The following is a 15,704-nucleotide window of genomic DNA, read 5'->3' on the forward strand; positions in this document are numbered from 1 at the left end:
AGATACTATAAAAAAGTAAGTATGTAAAGAGGGTGCCTAAACAAAAGAGACGCTACTTAGGCGAATGGACTAGTAACACTAGCGGAGTTTTTTTCATACGTATATCTCATGAACGATTATCGGCATATGACCAGTTTGGGCTGTTCTCATTTGCATCTCCTATTTGTGGGTGCTGATGATCATCACATGAACATAACGGAGGCTTACTAAGATGAATGAATTTAAGAACAACCTTCAAAATCTGAATACGGATGCGTTTAAAGCGAGCGGTATGAAGCCGAATGCGGGTCAAGGTCAAGTGGATCCTAATAATGCTCGTCTATGTATCGGCTTTTGCATCGGCTTTTGCATTGGATTTTGTTCATGCGGAGGTTGTGGAGGTTGTGGAGGTTGTGCTAGATGTGGAGGCTTTGGTGGCTGCGCACGTTGTGGTGGCTGTGCCCGTTGCGGCGGCTGTGCCCGTTGCGGCGGCTGTGCCCGTTGTCGTTAAAAGTTATCTATGCATGTAAATAAAGGTTCAAGACATCTCTGCAAACGCTTTTGGTTTGCAGAGATGTCTTTCTATGCATGTGCGGGCATGACGGACAAGTGGCCTTACATACCTTTATTAAGGAAGTCATGTGACGAATAGATAAATTTCATAAAAAGGAGGAATGAAATTTGGATCCTTCCACGCGTCTTAAAGTGAGAGGCGATACTTTTTTTCTCCCCAGTTCGGACGGAAGTGTCTTTTTCCGCAACAATATTGGTTCATTTCGGATGGAAGGCAGCACAATTGATCAATGGATTGAAAAATTAATACCTGTATTTAATGGTGAGCATACGATGCATGATTTAACGGATGGATTGCCAGAACAACACCGTAATCATGTTTATGAGATTGCAAAAGTATTGTATGCGAATGGTTATGTCCAAGATGTAAGTCAGGATCGTCCGCATCAGTTGCAAGAGAGTATCGTTAAGAAATATGACTCACAAATTGAATTCCTGGACAGCTTTGACGGGTCAGGTGCATACCGATTTCAATTGTATCGTCAGTCCAGCGTGCTTGTCGTTGGAACTGGCACTTTTTTGGTTTCTCTTGTCAAATCATTATTTGAATCTGGCATGCCGCATTTTCACTTTCTAGGCTTGAACTTGGAAATGGCGAATCGAACACGGATTTGGGAGCTGGAGCAGCATTATCGTAAGTTTGATTCAGAGGTCAAGGTGGATGAGATCAGCTTGCCGAAGAATCTGGTTGTGGATTGGTCTTCGATCGTAGAGCCATATGATGCTGTATTATTCGTCTCGGATCAAGATGGAGAACCGGAGCTAAGATTACTTAATGAAATTTGCCGACAAAAAAACAAGGTTCTACTGCTGGCTGTTATTTTTGAGCAAGCTGGTCTAGCGGTTCCGCTTTCGTATTCTGATTCGGAGTGTGATTGGGAATCAGCATGGCGCAGAATCCATCATTCTGCGATTTATAAGGATACAGATGTTCATACTGCTTCGCCCGTTGCGGAAGCGCTGCTGGCTAATGTAATCGTCTTCGAATGGTTGAAAACAGCAGCAGAAGTAACAAAACTAGAGAAAAATAATAAACTGTTTCTACTTAATTTAGAGACGTTGGAAGGGAATTGGCATTCTTTTCTTCCCCATCCATTCGTTCATGGTCACCGATTCGTCGAGAGGATCGAGGATGCCCGGCTGCAAGCGGGAACAGATGCAGAGAAACGAGTTTCAAGTGAATTGCTGTCTTTCTTCAGTCAGCTAACATCAACGGAGACAGGCATTTTCCATATCTGGGAGGAAGGGGAGGTAGGGCAGCTTCCGCTATCACAGTGCTGTGTTCAGCCTGTTGATCCGCTATCGGTTGGCCCTGCGCTTTTACTTCCTGAAATGATTTGTAATGGTTATAAGCATGAAGAGGCACGAAGGGAAGCGGGTCTTCGTGGAATCGAGGCTTACGTGTCGCATATGAGATTTGATGAGATTGCCAGCGTAGGTACGGGCGAGACGATTGAGGAAGGCGTTTGCCGCGCTTTGCAAAAGTATCTAATGAATGCACGGATAAAGTTGTATGAAACTCATACACCGTCGATCAAGCTAGTGAAGCTGAGTGATGTAAGTGATGAACGATGCCGTTACTATATAAATGCCTTAACTACGATGCAAAAAGCACCATCGTTCGGACTGGGTGAGGACGTATTAGGTTTTCCTACGGTGTGGTTACAAGCAAATGACCGGTGGTATGACGCCGCTGATCTCAATGTAACTCGGGCACTTCGGAGCGTGTTAATGATTGCTTTATTTGATGCTCAAAACAAAGCTGATCAAATGGCGGGGAAAGTACAACATGCTGCAATACATGTAAAAGAATCTAATATGGACTCTATTTCGATACCCGCTTGTGATCCATTCGAGCATCGAGAGGTTTTGCAGATGGCCGTGCAGCAATTGAATCGCATCCACAAGCGTTTACTCGTATTTGACTTAACACCAGAACCTTTTTTGAGAGAGGGGCTGGCGGGCGTATACGGCATCTCGCTTCGAGAGGTGGTTGAAGAATGAGCGCTATTGTGGCGATTGTTGGCGTAGGTCAGCTTGCGGACTATGTAAACGATATATTGTCTGCAAGTTGTCAGCTTGTAAGAGTGAATGAACTGGCTTCCGAGTTACCAGAAACGACTGAACTTGCACTCGTGCTTAGTGATGGCAACGATGCATCCTCTCATCTTATCGCAGAGAATGTTTTTAAGAAATCGGGTATTCCGTGGCTGCGCGGGTTTGTAGCATTTGGTGAAGGCGTTATTGGTCCGCTTGTCGTTCATGGGAAGGCAGGCTGCTCACAATGCGCTGATTTGCGGCATTTAATGGCTGGAAATGATCGGAAGGACATGTGGGAGCTGCATCATTTGTTCATGCATGGAGAAGTTTTCCCTGATATTTGGTCTTCTCGCAGCGGGCTATTGCATATGGCTCATCTTATTGCAGCAGAAGTCCACAACTTTCTTATCCGTCATACGTCTCTTTTTGAAAATCATATTAAGCTCATACACTTGCAAACGCTCAACAGCTCGGCTCATTTTTTTTTACCAGATCCGCAGTGTACCGTATGTGGGGAAATACCGGATGACACTGCCATAGCTTCGCGAATAACGCTGCAGTCCAGTCCGAAAATCAGTGAAAACAGCTACCGCACCCGTTCAATGGTTGAGTTAAAGGCGGTTCTTTCCCATGATTATCTGGACAATCGCAGCGGCCTATTGAACGGAAAAATGATTGACCTTATATCGCCATTTGCTGACGCAAGCATCATTTTACCGATGTTCTCAGGGGATGAAGGCTGCGCGGGGCGTACGAATTCTTTTGCGGACAGTGAAATGACGGCGATATTGGAAGGATTGGAACGTTATTGCGGCATATCGCCGCGAGGAAAGAAAACAGCGGTTCATGACAGTTTCAATCATTTAACAGAGAAGATTGCACTGGACCCCTCTCGAGTAGGAACACATGATAAGGAGCAGTATGAGCGGCCCGATTTTCCGTTTCAACCCTTTGATCCAAGCAGAAAAATCGATTGGGTGTGGGGGTATTCGTTCTTGCAGGAGAAACCGATTCTCGTGCCAGAGCTGCTCGCTTATTACAGCTCCGGCTGCGGTCACGGCTTTGTATATGAAACCTCAAATGGCTGCGCTATAGGAGGAAGCTTGGAGGAAGCTGTATTTTACGGCATATTGGAGGTTTTAGAACGGGATTCTTTTCTAATGACGTGGTATGCGCAGCTGCAGCTCGTTCCTTTAGATCCCTATTCCACAGGCGATCTTGAAATAAATTTAATGGTGGAGCGACTGCGCGATGTCTTCGGTTATGATGTGCATGTGTTCGATTCGACGATGGAGCATGGCATTCCAAGTGTGTGGGTGCTTGCCAAAAACAGAACAAATCAAGGTATAAATATGATTTGCGCCGCAGGGGCGCATCTTGATCCCGTGAGAGCGGCAAAAGGTGCAATTCATGAGATAGCGGGCATGCTGCTTGCATTTAACGAAAAATTAGAGGTGAACCGCGGGCAATATGAACAAATGCTGCATGATCCTTTTCTCGTTCGGCAGATGGAGGATCACTCCATGTTGTACGGCTTGAAGGAAGCAGAGGAACGTCTGAATTTCCTGCTCGCTAATGATCGTCCAGTCCTCTCGTTTAAAGAAGCTTTTAAACCAAGGGCAAAGCATGCGGATTTAACCGATGAATTAAACATGTTGATCAAAACGTTCAGTAATCTGAATCTGGAGGTAATTGTTGTTAATCAATCAACGCCAGAGACGCTGAGAAATGGACTTCATTGTGTGAAGGTGCTCATTCCCGGCATGCTTCCCATGACGTTTGGCCAACACCTTGTCCGCTTGACTGGCCTGGAGCGGGTGCTGCGAATACCAGCAGAGCTGGGCTATGTGAAGGAGCAGCTTAAGCAAGAACAACTTAATTGTCATCCGCATCCATTTCCGTAAGGAGTTTCTTCTCATGTATGCTTTTTTTCCTTGTACTGGAACTTAGGAGGAGGAGAAATGAGTCTGAAGGTATTTTTGCACCAACTGCAATACGAGCCTGACAAAACGAAACCGCAAGACGTGGAGGTTGATTGGGAGGACGCGCCTCTGCCGTATAAGTTATATCGTCATTTGCCTGTATTTCCTCTCGCTTCTGATGTTCCGTTAAAACTAACGGACAAGAGAGGGCAAGAGAAACCAACCCTTCGGGATATCGGGTATTTTCTTTGGTACACCTTCGGTCTGGCACAGCTTAGTCAATCTGTTGTTGAGCAATATACGGGGGAGGAATGGGAAAGCTCCTTGCAGCTTTGCAGACGATTTGTTCCTTCAGGCGGAGGCCTTTATCCGAGCGAAATTTATATGTATTTGAAGCTGGAGGAATTACCTTATGGGATTTATCATTATGATGCGGCTCATCATCGTTTGATTTTGTTGCGTGAAGGTCAATTTGATTCCTATGTGTGCAAGGCCTTAGGCAATCGCTGCGACGTAACAAGCTGTTTCGCGGTTGCTTTTGTATCGACTGTATTTTGGAAAAACTTTTATAAATACAATAATTTCTCGTATCGTTTGCAGGGGCTGGACGCAGGTCTGTTAATAGGCCAGCTGCTTGAGGTGGCGAAGCGTTTTGACTTTGAAGTGGGAGTGTACTTTCAGTTTCTTGACCGTGCCATCAACCATTTGCTTGGATTACCTGAAGCGGAGGAAAGTGTATATGCTGTAATTCCGCTTGCGGTAGAATCAAGCATGGAATGGTTCCGCCATGACATTAGCCATAAAAATCGGATGTCGTCAGCAGAATTATGTAATGAGCTCCCAATCATTAAGCACGATCACTATATGCGTTCAAAAAAAGTATTAGACTATCCCATGCTGACCAAGCTCAATGAAGCGTCCATCATGGACTCCATCTTTTCATTTAAACAGCTAGGAAGGGAGCAAATGGTAGTCTATCAAAACGATGATCATGCTTTGCCTCAAGTAAATAGACTGACGTATGATTTAGCAGAGGTGTGCAGGCAGCGTTACTCGCCCGAAAATGAATTTGTGCTAGAAGCAGTGAGTCAGTCGGATTTAGCGGCACTATTGCAAGAGATTATGATATCCTATCACTATCGAAATGATCTGGATGGTTCGATCCAGAGTCCAGTGCCACGTGTAAACCTATATGGCTGCTTTTATGGCGTTGAAGGAATTCGTAATGGTGCCTATCATTATGATAATATAGCGCATGCGTTGCAGCTTGTTAGAGCTGGTGATCAAAGGCCATGGCTTCAGAGTGGGATGTCCTTGGATAACGTGAACTTATTCCAGGTACCGCTGAGCTTTCATCTGACGGGCGATCTGAGGCATCTTCATGCCGAGCTTGGTTACCGCGGCTATCGGATTCAACAAATGGAAACGGGAATGTTGGTTCAGCGCTTGCTGCTTGCTGCCTGTGCATCCGGAATGGAAGGACGTCCGCTGCTAGGCTTTGATGTTAATTCCATGAATGAGCTTTATGGATTGACCCCGCTAGGACAAACGAGCTTGATCCAAATCCCGATTGGCCCATGTCGGGGTCGTTCGCGGCTTGAGGGCAGTTTATCACAATAAATGATTTTGAAATAAAAGAGTAGATTGAATGTCATTAGCATTCAATCTACTCTTTTATAATATTAACCTTCAGGCTGATAAGCTTCTGCTTTCTTTTGCAGTTCACCAGTTGGCTGGCATTTGACTGGGTAATGCAGGTGATGATGCACATGCATCATAGGATAGAACCAAGCATGATGATAATCTAATGTATCGAGCTCCCATCCATCGTGATGATGGTCGAAGAGCATGTGCTCATCCCACATTTCATGCATCATCGGATGATAGTCATGCATCATTGGATGATAGTCATGCATCATCGGATGATAGTCATCCATCATGGGATGGTAGTCATCCATCATGGGATGGTAGTTATCCATCATGGGATGGTTGTAATGCATGTGGTGGAAGTCGTCGTACATGTAAGGAAAGTGATGCATCTGACTAAAATCAACGCTGTAATGATATGAGGGGGGAGCAGGCTGCTTTTGAACGGCTTGAGGTCCCAAATTAGCCTGGTTTGGACTTGATTGCTGTTGATTACTCCAATTGGCCTGATTCGGGTTTGTTTGTATCATTTGATGACCCCAATTGGCCTGATTCGGGTTTGTTTGCATTTGTTGGTGATACTCAGGCATAACAGCCGATTGTGGCATAAAAGATTGGTTGCGTAACATGGTGTTCCTCCTTTTTATTATACTCTACAATATGCTTTGAACGAAAAAAGGGCACTTATCCCTATAAAATAGGCTGCAACCCTAAGCATGTAAGAATCTAAGATCCTTTCAAGATTTTTGTTTCTGTTTACTATACGAAAATCGATCTGACCCAAAAATGGTCCTGAAATAAAATAAGTCAAAATCCCGATCAGAAGTTCTGATCGGGATTTTCGTCAAAGATGATTGGTTGAAAGTCGTCTTTTTATTTTTAAGCCATAAGTTCCGGAACCTGTAGTTCTACATAAGTCCGGACTGCCTCTGCATCGTCCATATCAAGCACGGCTTCTGCAAGAGCGGCAAGCTTCGAACGATCGAGACGAGAGAGGATAGCCCGGGCAGGGAGGACAGCGGATGCACTCATACTGAACTCATCCAGACCCATACCAAGCAGGATAGGAAGAGCGATTGGTGTTCCGGCCATTTCGCCGCACATGCCCACCCACTTGTTTTCCTGATGCGCTGCCCGTATCACTTGGTGGATCAGACGTAAGACAGGAGGGTGGAGCGGGTCGGATAAATAACCAAGCTTCGGATTCATCCGATCTGCAGCCATCGTGTATTGCACGAGATCATTGGTCCCGATGCTGAAGAAGTCAACTTCACGCGCGAAACGATCAGCCATCTGAGCTGCTGCAGGAATCTCAATCATAATACCGGTTTCTATCTGTTCATTAAAGCGGATGTTCTCGCTCTTGAGCTCTTCTTTTGCCTGCTCGAGTAATGCCTTAGCCGCACGCCATTCACCAAGAGTGGCGATCATCGGAAACATAATTTTCAGATTGCCGAATGCACTTGCTCTTAAGACGGCCCGAAGCTGTGTCTTGAACAGATCAGGACGATCCAGACAAATCCGAATTGCCCGATAGCCGAGGAACGGATTGTCTTCTTTCTCGAGCTGAAGGCTTGGAAGCTCCTTGTCGCCGCCGATGTCCATCGTCCGAATGACGATTGGAGCATCTTGGCCAAATGCTTCTGCCGCTTCCTTATAAGCAGTGAACTGCTCATCCTCGGTCGGCAGATCAGAACGGCCCATGTACAGGAATTCTGTACGGAACAGGCCAACCCCTTCGGCTCCGCTTTCTTGAGCTTGGCGGGCATCCTGAACGGAACCGATGTTCGCAACAAGCTCAACCTGGTGACCGTCCGCACTAACCGATGCTTTGCCGCGGAATTGGTCCAGCTCCGAGCGTTGATTTGCCGCATGCTGCTGCAACGTCTGATAACGAGCAAGCTCTTCTGCTTGAGGTTCAACAAGAACAATCCCAGCAGTACCATCTACGATAACCAGCTGACCATCCTCGATATGAAGTGCAGCATCACCAGCGCCAACGATAGCCGGAATACCGACCGAACGTGCGATGATAGCAGAGTGAGAGGTGCGTCCTCCGGCTGCAGTTACAAATCCGCCAATAACGGAAGGGTCAAGCTGAGCCGTATCCGATGGAGTCAGATCGACAGCAAACAAGATGGACTTTTCAGTTGATCCAGCTGCCGAGGTTTGAACAACTTCGGATTCGGAGCCATTGCCAAGCTTACGGATTACGCGGCGGCTGACGTCACGAACATCGGCAGCACGTTCCCGCAAATACTCATCGTCAAGGGCAGCAAGCATCACAGCAACTTCTTCGCCGGATTCATTCATGGCAGCCTCAGCGCTGTAACGTTGTCCTTTAATCCGCTCCTGCGCAGCTCCGATTAACTCTTCATCTTCAAGCAGCATCAAATGAGCTTCAAAGATTTCGGCTTCATTCTCACGGCCATCCGCATTCATCTTCTCGAAAAGCTCTTCAAGCTCACCGCGAGCAGCAGCTACCGCAGCGTCGAACCTGCTAAGCTCGGCTTGTTCTTCTCCCGCATCGACATAAGTTACGCCTTGCGGGATGGTCTCTTCACGGAGGATGACCGCTCGGCCGATTGCATAACCTTCCGATGCGGCGATCCCTTTAATCTCGGTTGCCATCATAACTGCCTCCTACTCTGCTTCCGCAGAAGCGAGTACAGCACCAATAGCGTCAACCGCAGCTTCAGCTTTCTCTCCTTCGGCACTGACCGTTAAGGTATCATTTTGTTTGGCGCCGATCGAGAGCACGTTAACCAAGCTTTTCGCGCTCACTTTCCGTCCGCCTTTCTCAATGTGAACCGTACCTTCGCACAGCTTTGCCGCTTCAACAATTTTTTTAGCAGGACGGGCGTGAATGCCCGTCGGGTTTGCAACTACGTATGATTTCTCCACCATAGATCCTCCTAAAAAGAATTGCCACTAATGTGGCTTACCTCTAGCCATATCTGGCGATTCTTACTTCGTAAGCATTCTCTAATTAAATATATCTATTTACATGCGTTTTTTAATCTGTTCTTTCAAACGTTCTGATTGTGTACCAAAGATAGCCTGAACGGCACCTTTGCCAAGACGCATAACGCCTGCTGCGCCAAGCTTTTTCAGCTCTGCGTCATTTACGGCTTTCTCGTCTTTTACGATGAGACGAAGGCGGGTAATACAAGCATCGATACTCTCGATATTATCGGAACCACCAAGTGCTGCAAGAACTCTGCCTGCTTTATCGTCGGCGTTAACCACTTCACCGTTGCCTTCTTCTTCCTCGAGGACATCATCTTCACGTCCAGGTGTTTTTAAATTCAACTTCACGATAACGACGCGGAACAGGACGTAATACACAACAGCGTAAACCAGACCAATTGGAATAATCAACCAGCCCTTTGTTGACAGCGGATAGTTAATCGCGTAATCAAGGAAGCCAGCCGAGAAGCCGAAGCCATGATGAATACCAAGCTCAACAACCAGCCATGCACTGATACCAGTTAATATGGCGTGGATGATATAAAGCACTGGTGCTACGAACATAAAAGCAAATTCGAGCGGCTCTGTAATACCTGTCAGGAAGGAGGCAAGAGCAGAACCAATAAAGATGGAAGAGACGAGCTTGCGTTTTTCCGGTTTGGCTGTGTGAATGATCGCAAATGCTGCAGCCGGAAGGGCGAACATCATGATTGGGAAGAAGCCTGTCATGAACATGCCCGCAGTTGGATCGCCTGCGAAGAAGCGGTGCAGGTCACCATGAACCACATTACCTGCTGCATCTGTGTAGTCACCAATTTGGAACCAAGCGATGGCATTAATAACGTGGTGCAGACCAAATGGTATAAGAAGTCTGTTCGCCGTCATAAACAGGAATGCACCAACTCCGCCAAGGTCTACAATCCAGCGGCCGAACGTATCAAGCCACGATTGTACAGGTCCCCAGATCAGACCAAAGATTAGACCAACAATAACCATTGCGAACGAGGTAACAATCGGTACAAAACGCTTGCCGCCGAAGAAGCCGAGCCAGTCCGGCAGTTTGATATCATGGTATTTGTTATAAAGGTAAGAAGCCACAAGACCTGCAATGATACCGCCAAGCACGCCCATATTAAGCGTCGTGTCTTTCTCAACAAGTCCCGTAAATACAGTAGGGATTTTGCTAAGCACATTGGTGAGGACGAGGTACGCAATTACAGCAGCGAGTGTCGCAACCGCATCACCGGCCATCCCAATTGCAACACCGATGGCGAAGATCAGAGGCAGATTATCAAAGATTGCAGATCCGCCTGCAGCAAGGAATGGGGCGATATATTGGTTCAGAAATTCACCGAAGTTACCAAATCCAAAATCTTTGACATAATCGATATTCCCAAAGCGTAGTAACAAAGCTGCCGCAGGCAGTGCTGCAACAGGAAGCATTAAAGATTTACCGATTTTTTGCAGGAATCCGAGCATCTTATCTCACTCCATGTTCAATAGTTTAGGTTTTCATAACGACCGTAATCGTATCCGGATCACCGGCTTTTACCGTCTTATAGGTGCTTTCTACTTTCTCTGCACCGTCTTCATTCGCCACGATAATTGGCGTTACAACCGGATAACCAGCGCTGCGGATTTTGTCCAGGTCGCATTCGAGAAGCGTTTGACCAGCTTTGAAGGCATCCCCAGTCTTCACATGTGCTTTGAAGCCGTCGCCGTTCAGCGCTACGGTGTTGATACCAACGTGAATGAGCAGCTGCAGTCCTGATGAATGCTCAATAATCAAAGCATGATGCGTATCGATCAGATGGCTTACAGTTCCGTCAAAAGGTGCAATGACCAGTCCATCAGTAGGCTCGATCGCTACGCCGTCACCCATTAAGCCTTGTGCGAATGCTTCGTCTGGCACCTCGCTAAGCGGAACAACTTTACCACTGATTGGTGCAGCTACACTTACAGCATTATTTGTTTTTTTGCCAAACCATTTCATATGATCTACTCCTTGCTATCCATGTATAGTCATGTTGTCTGTATGTTTAATTGTCTGCATCTACGGACCGGAATAACCGATACAAGTGCATGGCGAGGTAACCAACTTCATCGGGAGAGACTGTAAGCTTAAGTCTTTCTCCAATCATTTGAGCAATTACTTCCGCCTGACGATGCTCAGTAGGTATCTTGTCTCTAATCTCTGCAGCGAACGGATTGGCCGACTCTTTGCTTTGCAGAATGCGTTCCATCATGTACCGAAGATGCATGATCAGCCTTGCGTAATCAGAGCTTTTCCTCTGCAGAGGTGCTCCGCGCCATTCTTCAATTCGCTCAACGATCTCGTTCATCAGCTCCGTTAGCTGAACAAGCTGTCCCGCTGTTACGGACCCTGCTGCTGAATACACGTGATACGTTAGAAATCCAACTTCATCTTCAGGGATAATGACGTCGAATTTCTCGCTAATCATCTTGGCTGCTTTAGCTGCAATTTTGTACTCTTGGGGATAACACATTTTCGTTTCATATAGAAAAGGATTGACGATTTCCATGCCATTTCTTAACCGGTAGACGACAAACTGGATATGACTTGGCAAGGCAAAATACACTTTCGGATCGACAGGTGTCCCAAGCCTTTCCCTAATTTCATCGATGATCTGCTCAGAGATGTGCACCACATCCTGATCAAGCTCCTCGAGTAATGAGTGGTATTGCAAGGCTTTGTCACGGTCGTCCAGCCGGTAACGCTTCTCAATTCGTGGGTCCTCCGCATCGATATGTTTTTGGCCCTTGCACGAGAAGCCGATGCCTTTGCCAAACAGCACATATTCTCTCGATGAGTTCGGTTCCATCGTAAGTATGACATTGTTCCCAACAATCCGATCGATCCGAAGCAGCCCCGTAAGTCCCACGCCAATCCCTCCTCTCAGTAGTAAATTCCCCATTTTGAGCACAAAAAAACCAAGGAAAGAGACCGCCGTATTACGGGCGGATACTCTCCTTGGCTCATGCCTAGTCGGACTAGTAACATGCCAAAAGGCTTGTTATATATTTGGCTCGATATCACTATAAAACATGTAACCGTTTACGTCAATTGAAAAATATTCATTCATCCTGCTGGGACGATGATCCCATTACGTGCCTCAACGATGAGTTTTTTTTTTGGTGACTAGTACGCTGCCTGAGTTGATAACACTTACTTGCACAGTACCAGTTCCCTCTGTAGGAACGGGAACAATGGGGGTTACCACAACAACGTCAACCTGGGGGGAAGGCGGCGTGAACAGAATAATAATGAGATTAGAGTCAAGCGATCATGATATATACCCATAAAATGAAAGAACGGGTATATGAAGACCCTAAATCCACGCTCAACTAGAGGCGGTGGTGAACCACTTCGTACTGATTCTCATATAATGGACGATAAGGTATTTTAATAGAAACATAGGTGGAGGCGGTGATAAGTGACAACGCTTATTTCCCATTTCTACAATGAACAGTATTTGCTGCCCTGGTGGCTGATGCACCATGTCCCCTTATTTAATCATGGGATACTTATTAACAGAGGATCTTCCGATCAGTATGTCGAGATTATCCGGAAGATGGCTCCACACTGGGAGATTCGGAATAGTAAGGTGCCAGATTTTCATGAGATTGAGGACGCAGCAGATGCGCTTGTTGCCTTGTTGGAAAGCCGTTGCCAAGGTACAGTTAATTAGCTTCCGGAAAGCCTGTCTAATTACAGCAGCTCGTAGGCTAATAGGAGAGCAGATGGGGGAAGATAGTCTCACCAGATTCGGAAAAGATGAGCCAATTGAGCCTCTATTCATAGGGGCAGATGTCACAAGGCTGACGAATGAAGTACAATGGAAGCCAGGGTACATACTAACTGAAGGGCTCAAGCGAACAATTCAATGGTATGCCGCGCAGATGGAGTAATCCTTATTCTGCATCGCCTGCACGGAATTGGCTGCTTCTTTTTTTTGCGGCTTTGCTTGACGAAAGCTGTAATATTAGGCACAATTACTTAGATAGGTCACTTACTATACGTATATAACTTACTTTACGTATTTGGATAGGGACGGAAGCATGGCTAATCATTAGATGATGTCATCACGTTTAGCTTTGCTGAGGAGGACAAACAGATGGATTCATCACAGAATAACGGACAATTTGAATTTGGTATTTATACACTAGGTGATCTTGCGGTTAATTCCGAAAGCGGGGAATTAAAAAATGCCGGAGATCGAATGAAAGAAATTATTAAGGCTGCTATTATCGCTGATGAAGCAGGGATTGATGTATTTGGGGTTGGTGAACATCATCGGCTGGACTTTGTACTATCCTCACCTCCGGTTGTATTGGCAGCGATCGCACAGGCTACATCCCGCATTCGACTAACGAGTGCAACAACGGTACTTGGTACTGCAGATCCGGTAAGAGTGTTCGAAGACTTTGCTTCGCTTGATCTCATCTCGGATGGACGTGCGGAGATTATCGCCGGACGTGGTGCTTATATTGAATCTTTTCCTTTGTTCGGTTACGAACTGGATGATTATAAAGAGCTGTTCGCAGAGAAGCTGGAATTAATGAATCAGCTCAATTTGTCTGAACGAGTAACATGGAGCGGCCGACTTCGAACACCTCTTGATGAAGCGGAGATTGCACCACGCCCGGCACAACCAAAGCTTCCGCTATGGGTAGGTGTTGGCAGTACGGCAGAAAGTGCAGCCCTCGCAGGTAAACAAGGGGCAGGAATGGCGCTGGCGCTGCTTGGGGGAGAATCGGCCAAATACAAGCATTTGGTCGATTGTTATAGAGAAGCGGGCATTGCTGCTGGATATGGGCAGGAGGATTTGCGAGTTGCCATTACCGGTCATTGCTATGTTGCGGAGACAACAGAGCAGGCATTGGATGAATTCTTCGTAGGTTACAGCACCTATTATTCGCAGTTTATGGGCGGCAAGGAAAGTGGAAAACCACTTTCGTGGGAGGAGTTCGAAATGCTTGCCCAGTTTCTTGCTATAGGCAGCCCTGAGCTGATTGCGGAGAAAATTATTTCACAGCATGAGCTGTTTGGTCATTCCCGGTTTATGGCTCAGATGGACATCGGGGGTATGCCGCTTTCCCAAGTCACAAATTCGATTGAGCTGTTGGCGAAAAAAGTTGCTCCTCTCGTTAGAGCGGCATTAAAGAAATAAACGCTTTCTAAATCTTACTATTCACACTAGACAACTCGGATAAACGGCGTTATACTCAATCCAATCAATTAAAAAAAACGGAATAAGGATCTTCGGGGCAGGGTGAAATTCCTGACCGGCGGTAAATGTTTATCTATCTATTAAGATGCGTAAGCAAAGCCCGCGACTCCCTGAGCTGACAACAGCAAGGGGACTGACTTGGTGCAACTCCAAGGCCGACGGTATAGTCCGGATGATAGAAGATCACTTGATTAAGCTTGCAGTAGGCGGGAAACCGCTGATATGCATGTTTATTTAAGTTGGCCCCGGTTCGCGCGATAAGCGTGAGTCGGGGCTTTTTTGCTCTCGTCCTGTATTCAGAAGGAGTAATTAAGATGAACAACGTTACCGCAGCACCAATGATTCGGACAAAAACACCAATCCGGGCAGAATTCTGGCTGGTCGTACTGGGGGCAGCGCTATGGGGCGTTGATCCGGTATTTCGTATTATTTTGTTAAAAACACTCACTTCCACACAAATCGTATTGCTGGAGCATGTGATCTTGTTCCTTGCCGCGGCGCCCGTATTATGGAAACATCGTGCAGAGCTGCGAGGAGTCCGTCTCCGTCAATTAGGTGCTTTGCTCTTTATTTCTTGGGGAGGCTCGGCGCTGGCGACGATCTTGTTCACGCAAGGGCTCGCGCACGGAAACCCCAATGCCGTACTGCTCTTGCAGAAGCTGCAGCCTTTGTTTGCCATCGTGTTGGCAAGGGTGCTGCTGAAAGAACTGCTGCCAGCAAAGATTGGACCACTGCTTGTAATCGCGCTTGTTGGGACATACTTGCTTACGTTTGGCTTTTCTCTCCCATTTGGCCATATGAACGAATTTGTTCAGGTAGGCAGCTTGTTGTCACTTGGTGCAGCTGCATTATGGGGCGGCTCAACGGTGATGGGGCGTTACCTGCTTGGCAGCATGAAATATGAGACGGTTACATCGCTTCGCTTCATGCTGGCATTACCTTTGTTATTGGTCATTACTTGGTCCGAAGGGGCCGCATGGAAGATGTCCGAGGGGACTGATCTTGCGGCTGTTATCGTCAATCTGCTGCTGCAAGCACTGCTGCCGGGGCTTCTCAGTTTGCTTGTTTATTATAAAGGGTTAAGTGTTATTAAGGCGTCTTATGCAACCATTGCCGAGCTTAGTTTTCCGATGGTGGGCGTGCTGCTCAACTGGACGGTATTCGGGCAAGTGATTACAACGGCTCAACTTGTTGGCTTTGTATTTATATGGTTTACCTTATACTTCATTTCGAGACAGCAGAATTAAGGAATGGATTCTGAGTCTTAAACCGCTTTCACATCAGGTGAAATGCTGATATACTGCGGTTGGAGGTGTAGGAA

Annotated in this window: 13 protein-coding genes, 1 pseudogene and 1 riboswitch; of the genes and pseudogenes, 8 read left to right on the forward strand and 6 right to left on the reverse strand. The window is 46.6% G+C overall.

Annotated elements, in window-relative coordinates:
* The first annotated feature begins 271 nt into the window (after nt 1-271).
* The 4 genes from AB4Y93_RS05210 to AB4Y93_RS05225 all read left to right on the forward strand — a co-directional run bounded on the left by AB4Y93_RS05210 (nt 272) and on the right by AB4Y93_RS05225 (nt 6,134).
* Nucleotides 272-490, forward strand: coding sequence for a hypothetical protein (locus AB4Y93_RS05210; protein ID WP_441890505.1), 219 nt, complete (start codon nt 272-274; stop codon nt 488-490).
* A gap of 170 nt (nt 491-660) precedes the next feature.
* Nucleotides 661-2,556 (forward strand): putative thiazole-containing bacteriocin maturation protein, encoded by a 1,896-nt coding sequence (locus tag AB4Y93_RS05215; RefSeq protein WP_441889682.1) that lies wholly within the window; start codon nt 661-663, stop codon nt 2,554-2,556.
* Nucleotides 2,553-4,496, forward strand: coding sequence for a TOMM precursor leader peptide-binding protein (locus AB4Y93_RS05220; protein WP_441889683.1), 1,944 nt, complete (start codon nt 2,553-2,555; stop codon nt 4,494-4,496). Before AB4Y93_RS05215 ends, AB4Y93_RS05220 begins: the two co-directional genes overlap by 4 nt.
* 57 nt (nt 4,497-4,553) lie before the next feature.
* Nucleotides 4,554-6,134 (forward strand): SagB family peptide dehydrogenase, encoded by a 1,581-nt coding sequence (locus AB4Y93_RS05225; RefSeq protein ID WP_441889685.1) that lies wholly within the window; start codon nt 4,554-4,556, stop codon nt 6,132-6,134.
* Nucleotides 6,135-6,196: 62 nt separating this feature from the next.
* On the opposite strand, the gene AB4Y93_RS05230 is transcribed toward AB4Y93_RS05225, so the two are convergent.
* The 6 genes from AB4Y93_RS05230 to AB4Y93_RS05255 form a co-directional block, all read right to left on the reverse strand.
* Complete coding sequence (locus AB4Y93_RS05230) at nt 6,197-6,790, reverse strand: hypothetical protein (protein ID WP_441889687.1); 594 nt, start codon at nt 6,788-6,790, stop codon at nt 6,197-6,199.
* Between the two features lie 250 nt (nt 6,791-7,040).
* Nucleotides 7,041-8,795, reverse strand: a complete 1,755-nt coding sequence (ptsP, locus tag AB4Y93_RS05235) for a phosphoenolpyruvate--protein phosphotransferase (RefSeq protein WP_441889689.1) — start codon at nt 8,793-8,795, stop codon at nt 7,041-7,043.
* Nucleotides 8,796-8,804: 9 nt separating this feature from the next.
* Entirely contained in the window at nt 8,805-9,068 is a 264-nt protein-coding gene (locus AB4Y93_RS05240) for an HPr family phosphocarrier protein (RefSeq protein WP_441889691.1), read from the reverse strand.
* Between the two features lie 96 nt (nt 9,069-9,164).
* Nucleotides 9,165-10,610 (reverse strand): N-acetylglucosamine-specific PTS transporter subunit IIBC, encoded by a 1,446-nt coding sequence (nagE, locus tag AB4Y93_RS05245; protein WP_441889693.1) that lies wholly within the window; start codon nt 10,608-10,610, stop codon nt 9,165-9,167.
* Nucleotides 10,611-10,635: 25 nt separating this feature from the next.
* Entirely contained in the window at nt 10,636-11,124 is a 489-nt protein-coding gene (locus AB4Y93_RS05250; protein ID WP_441889695.1) for a PTS sugar transporter subunit IIA, read from the reverse strand.
* A gap of 46 nt (nt 11,125-11,170) precedes the next feature.
* Nucleotides 11,171-12,034 carry a PRD domain-containing protein gene (locus AB4Y93_RS05255; RefSeq protein ID WP_341805857.1) on the reverse strand — a complete coding sequence of 288 codons (864 nt, stop codon included), beginning with the start codon at nt 12,032-12,034 and terminating at the stop codon, nt 11,171-11,173.
* 609 nt (nt 12,035-12,643) lie between these two features.
* Between AB4Y93_RS05255 and AB4Y93_RS05260 the strand changes: the two are divergent.
* The 4 genes and pseudogenes from AB4Y93_RS05260 to AB4Y93_RS05275 all read left to right on the forward strand — a co-directional run.
* Nucleotides 12,644-12,778, forward strand: a pseudogene (locus AB4Y93_RS05260) (glycosyltransferase family 2 protein); the annotation flags it as partial.
* A 115-nt stretch (nt 12,779-12,893) separates the two neighbouring features.
* The gene (locus tag AB4Y93_RS05265; RefSeq protein ID WP_441889697.1) at nt 12,894-13,061 is read left to right on the forward strand and encodes a hypothetical protein; all 168 of its coding nucleotides are present in this window, start codon (nt 12,894-12,896) and stop codon (nt 13,059-13,061) included.
* 206 nt (nt 13,062-13,267) lie between these two features.
* Nucleotides 13,268-14,323 (forward strand): LLM class flavin-dependent oxidoreductase, encoded by a 1,056-nt coding sequence (locus AB4Y93_RS05270; RefSeq protein WP_441889698.1) that lies wholly within the window; start codon nt 13,268-13,270, stop codon nt 14,321-14,323.
* A gap of 84 nt (nt 14,324-14,407) precedes the next feature.
* A riboswitch (FMN riboswitch) is annotated at nt 14,408-14,571 on the forward strand.
* A 126-nt stretch (nt 14,572-14,697) separates the two neighbouring features.
* Nucleotides 14,698-15,630 carry a DMT family transporter gene (locus AB4Y93_RS05275; protein ID WP_441889700.1) on the forward strand — a complete coding sequence of 311 codons (933 nt, stop codon included), beginning with the start codon at nt 14,698-14,700 and terminating at the stop codon, nt 15,628-15,630.
* Nucleotides 15,631-15,704: the final 74 nt, after the last annotated feature.

Origin of the sequence: Paenibacillus sp. YAF4_2 (assembly GCF_052113225.1) — a bacterium.
Taxonomy (GTDB): Bacteria; Bacillota; Bacilli; order Paenibacillales; family Paenibacillaceae; genus Pristimantibacillus.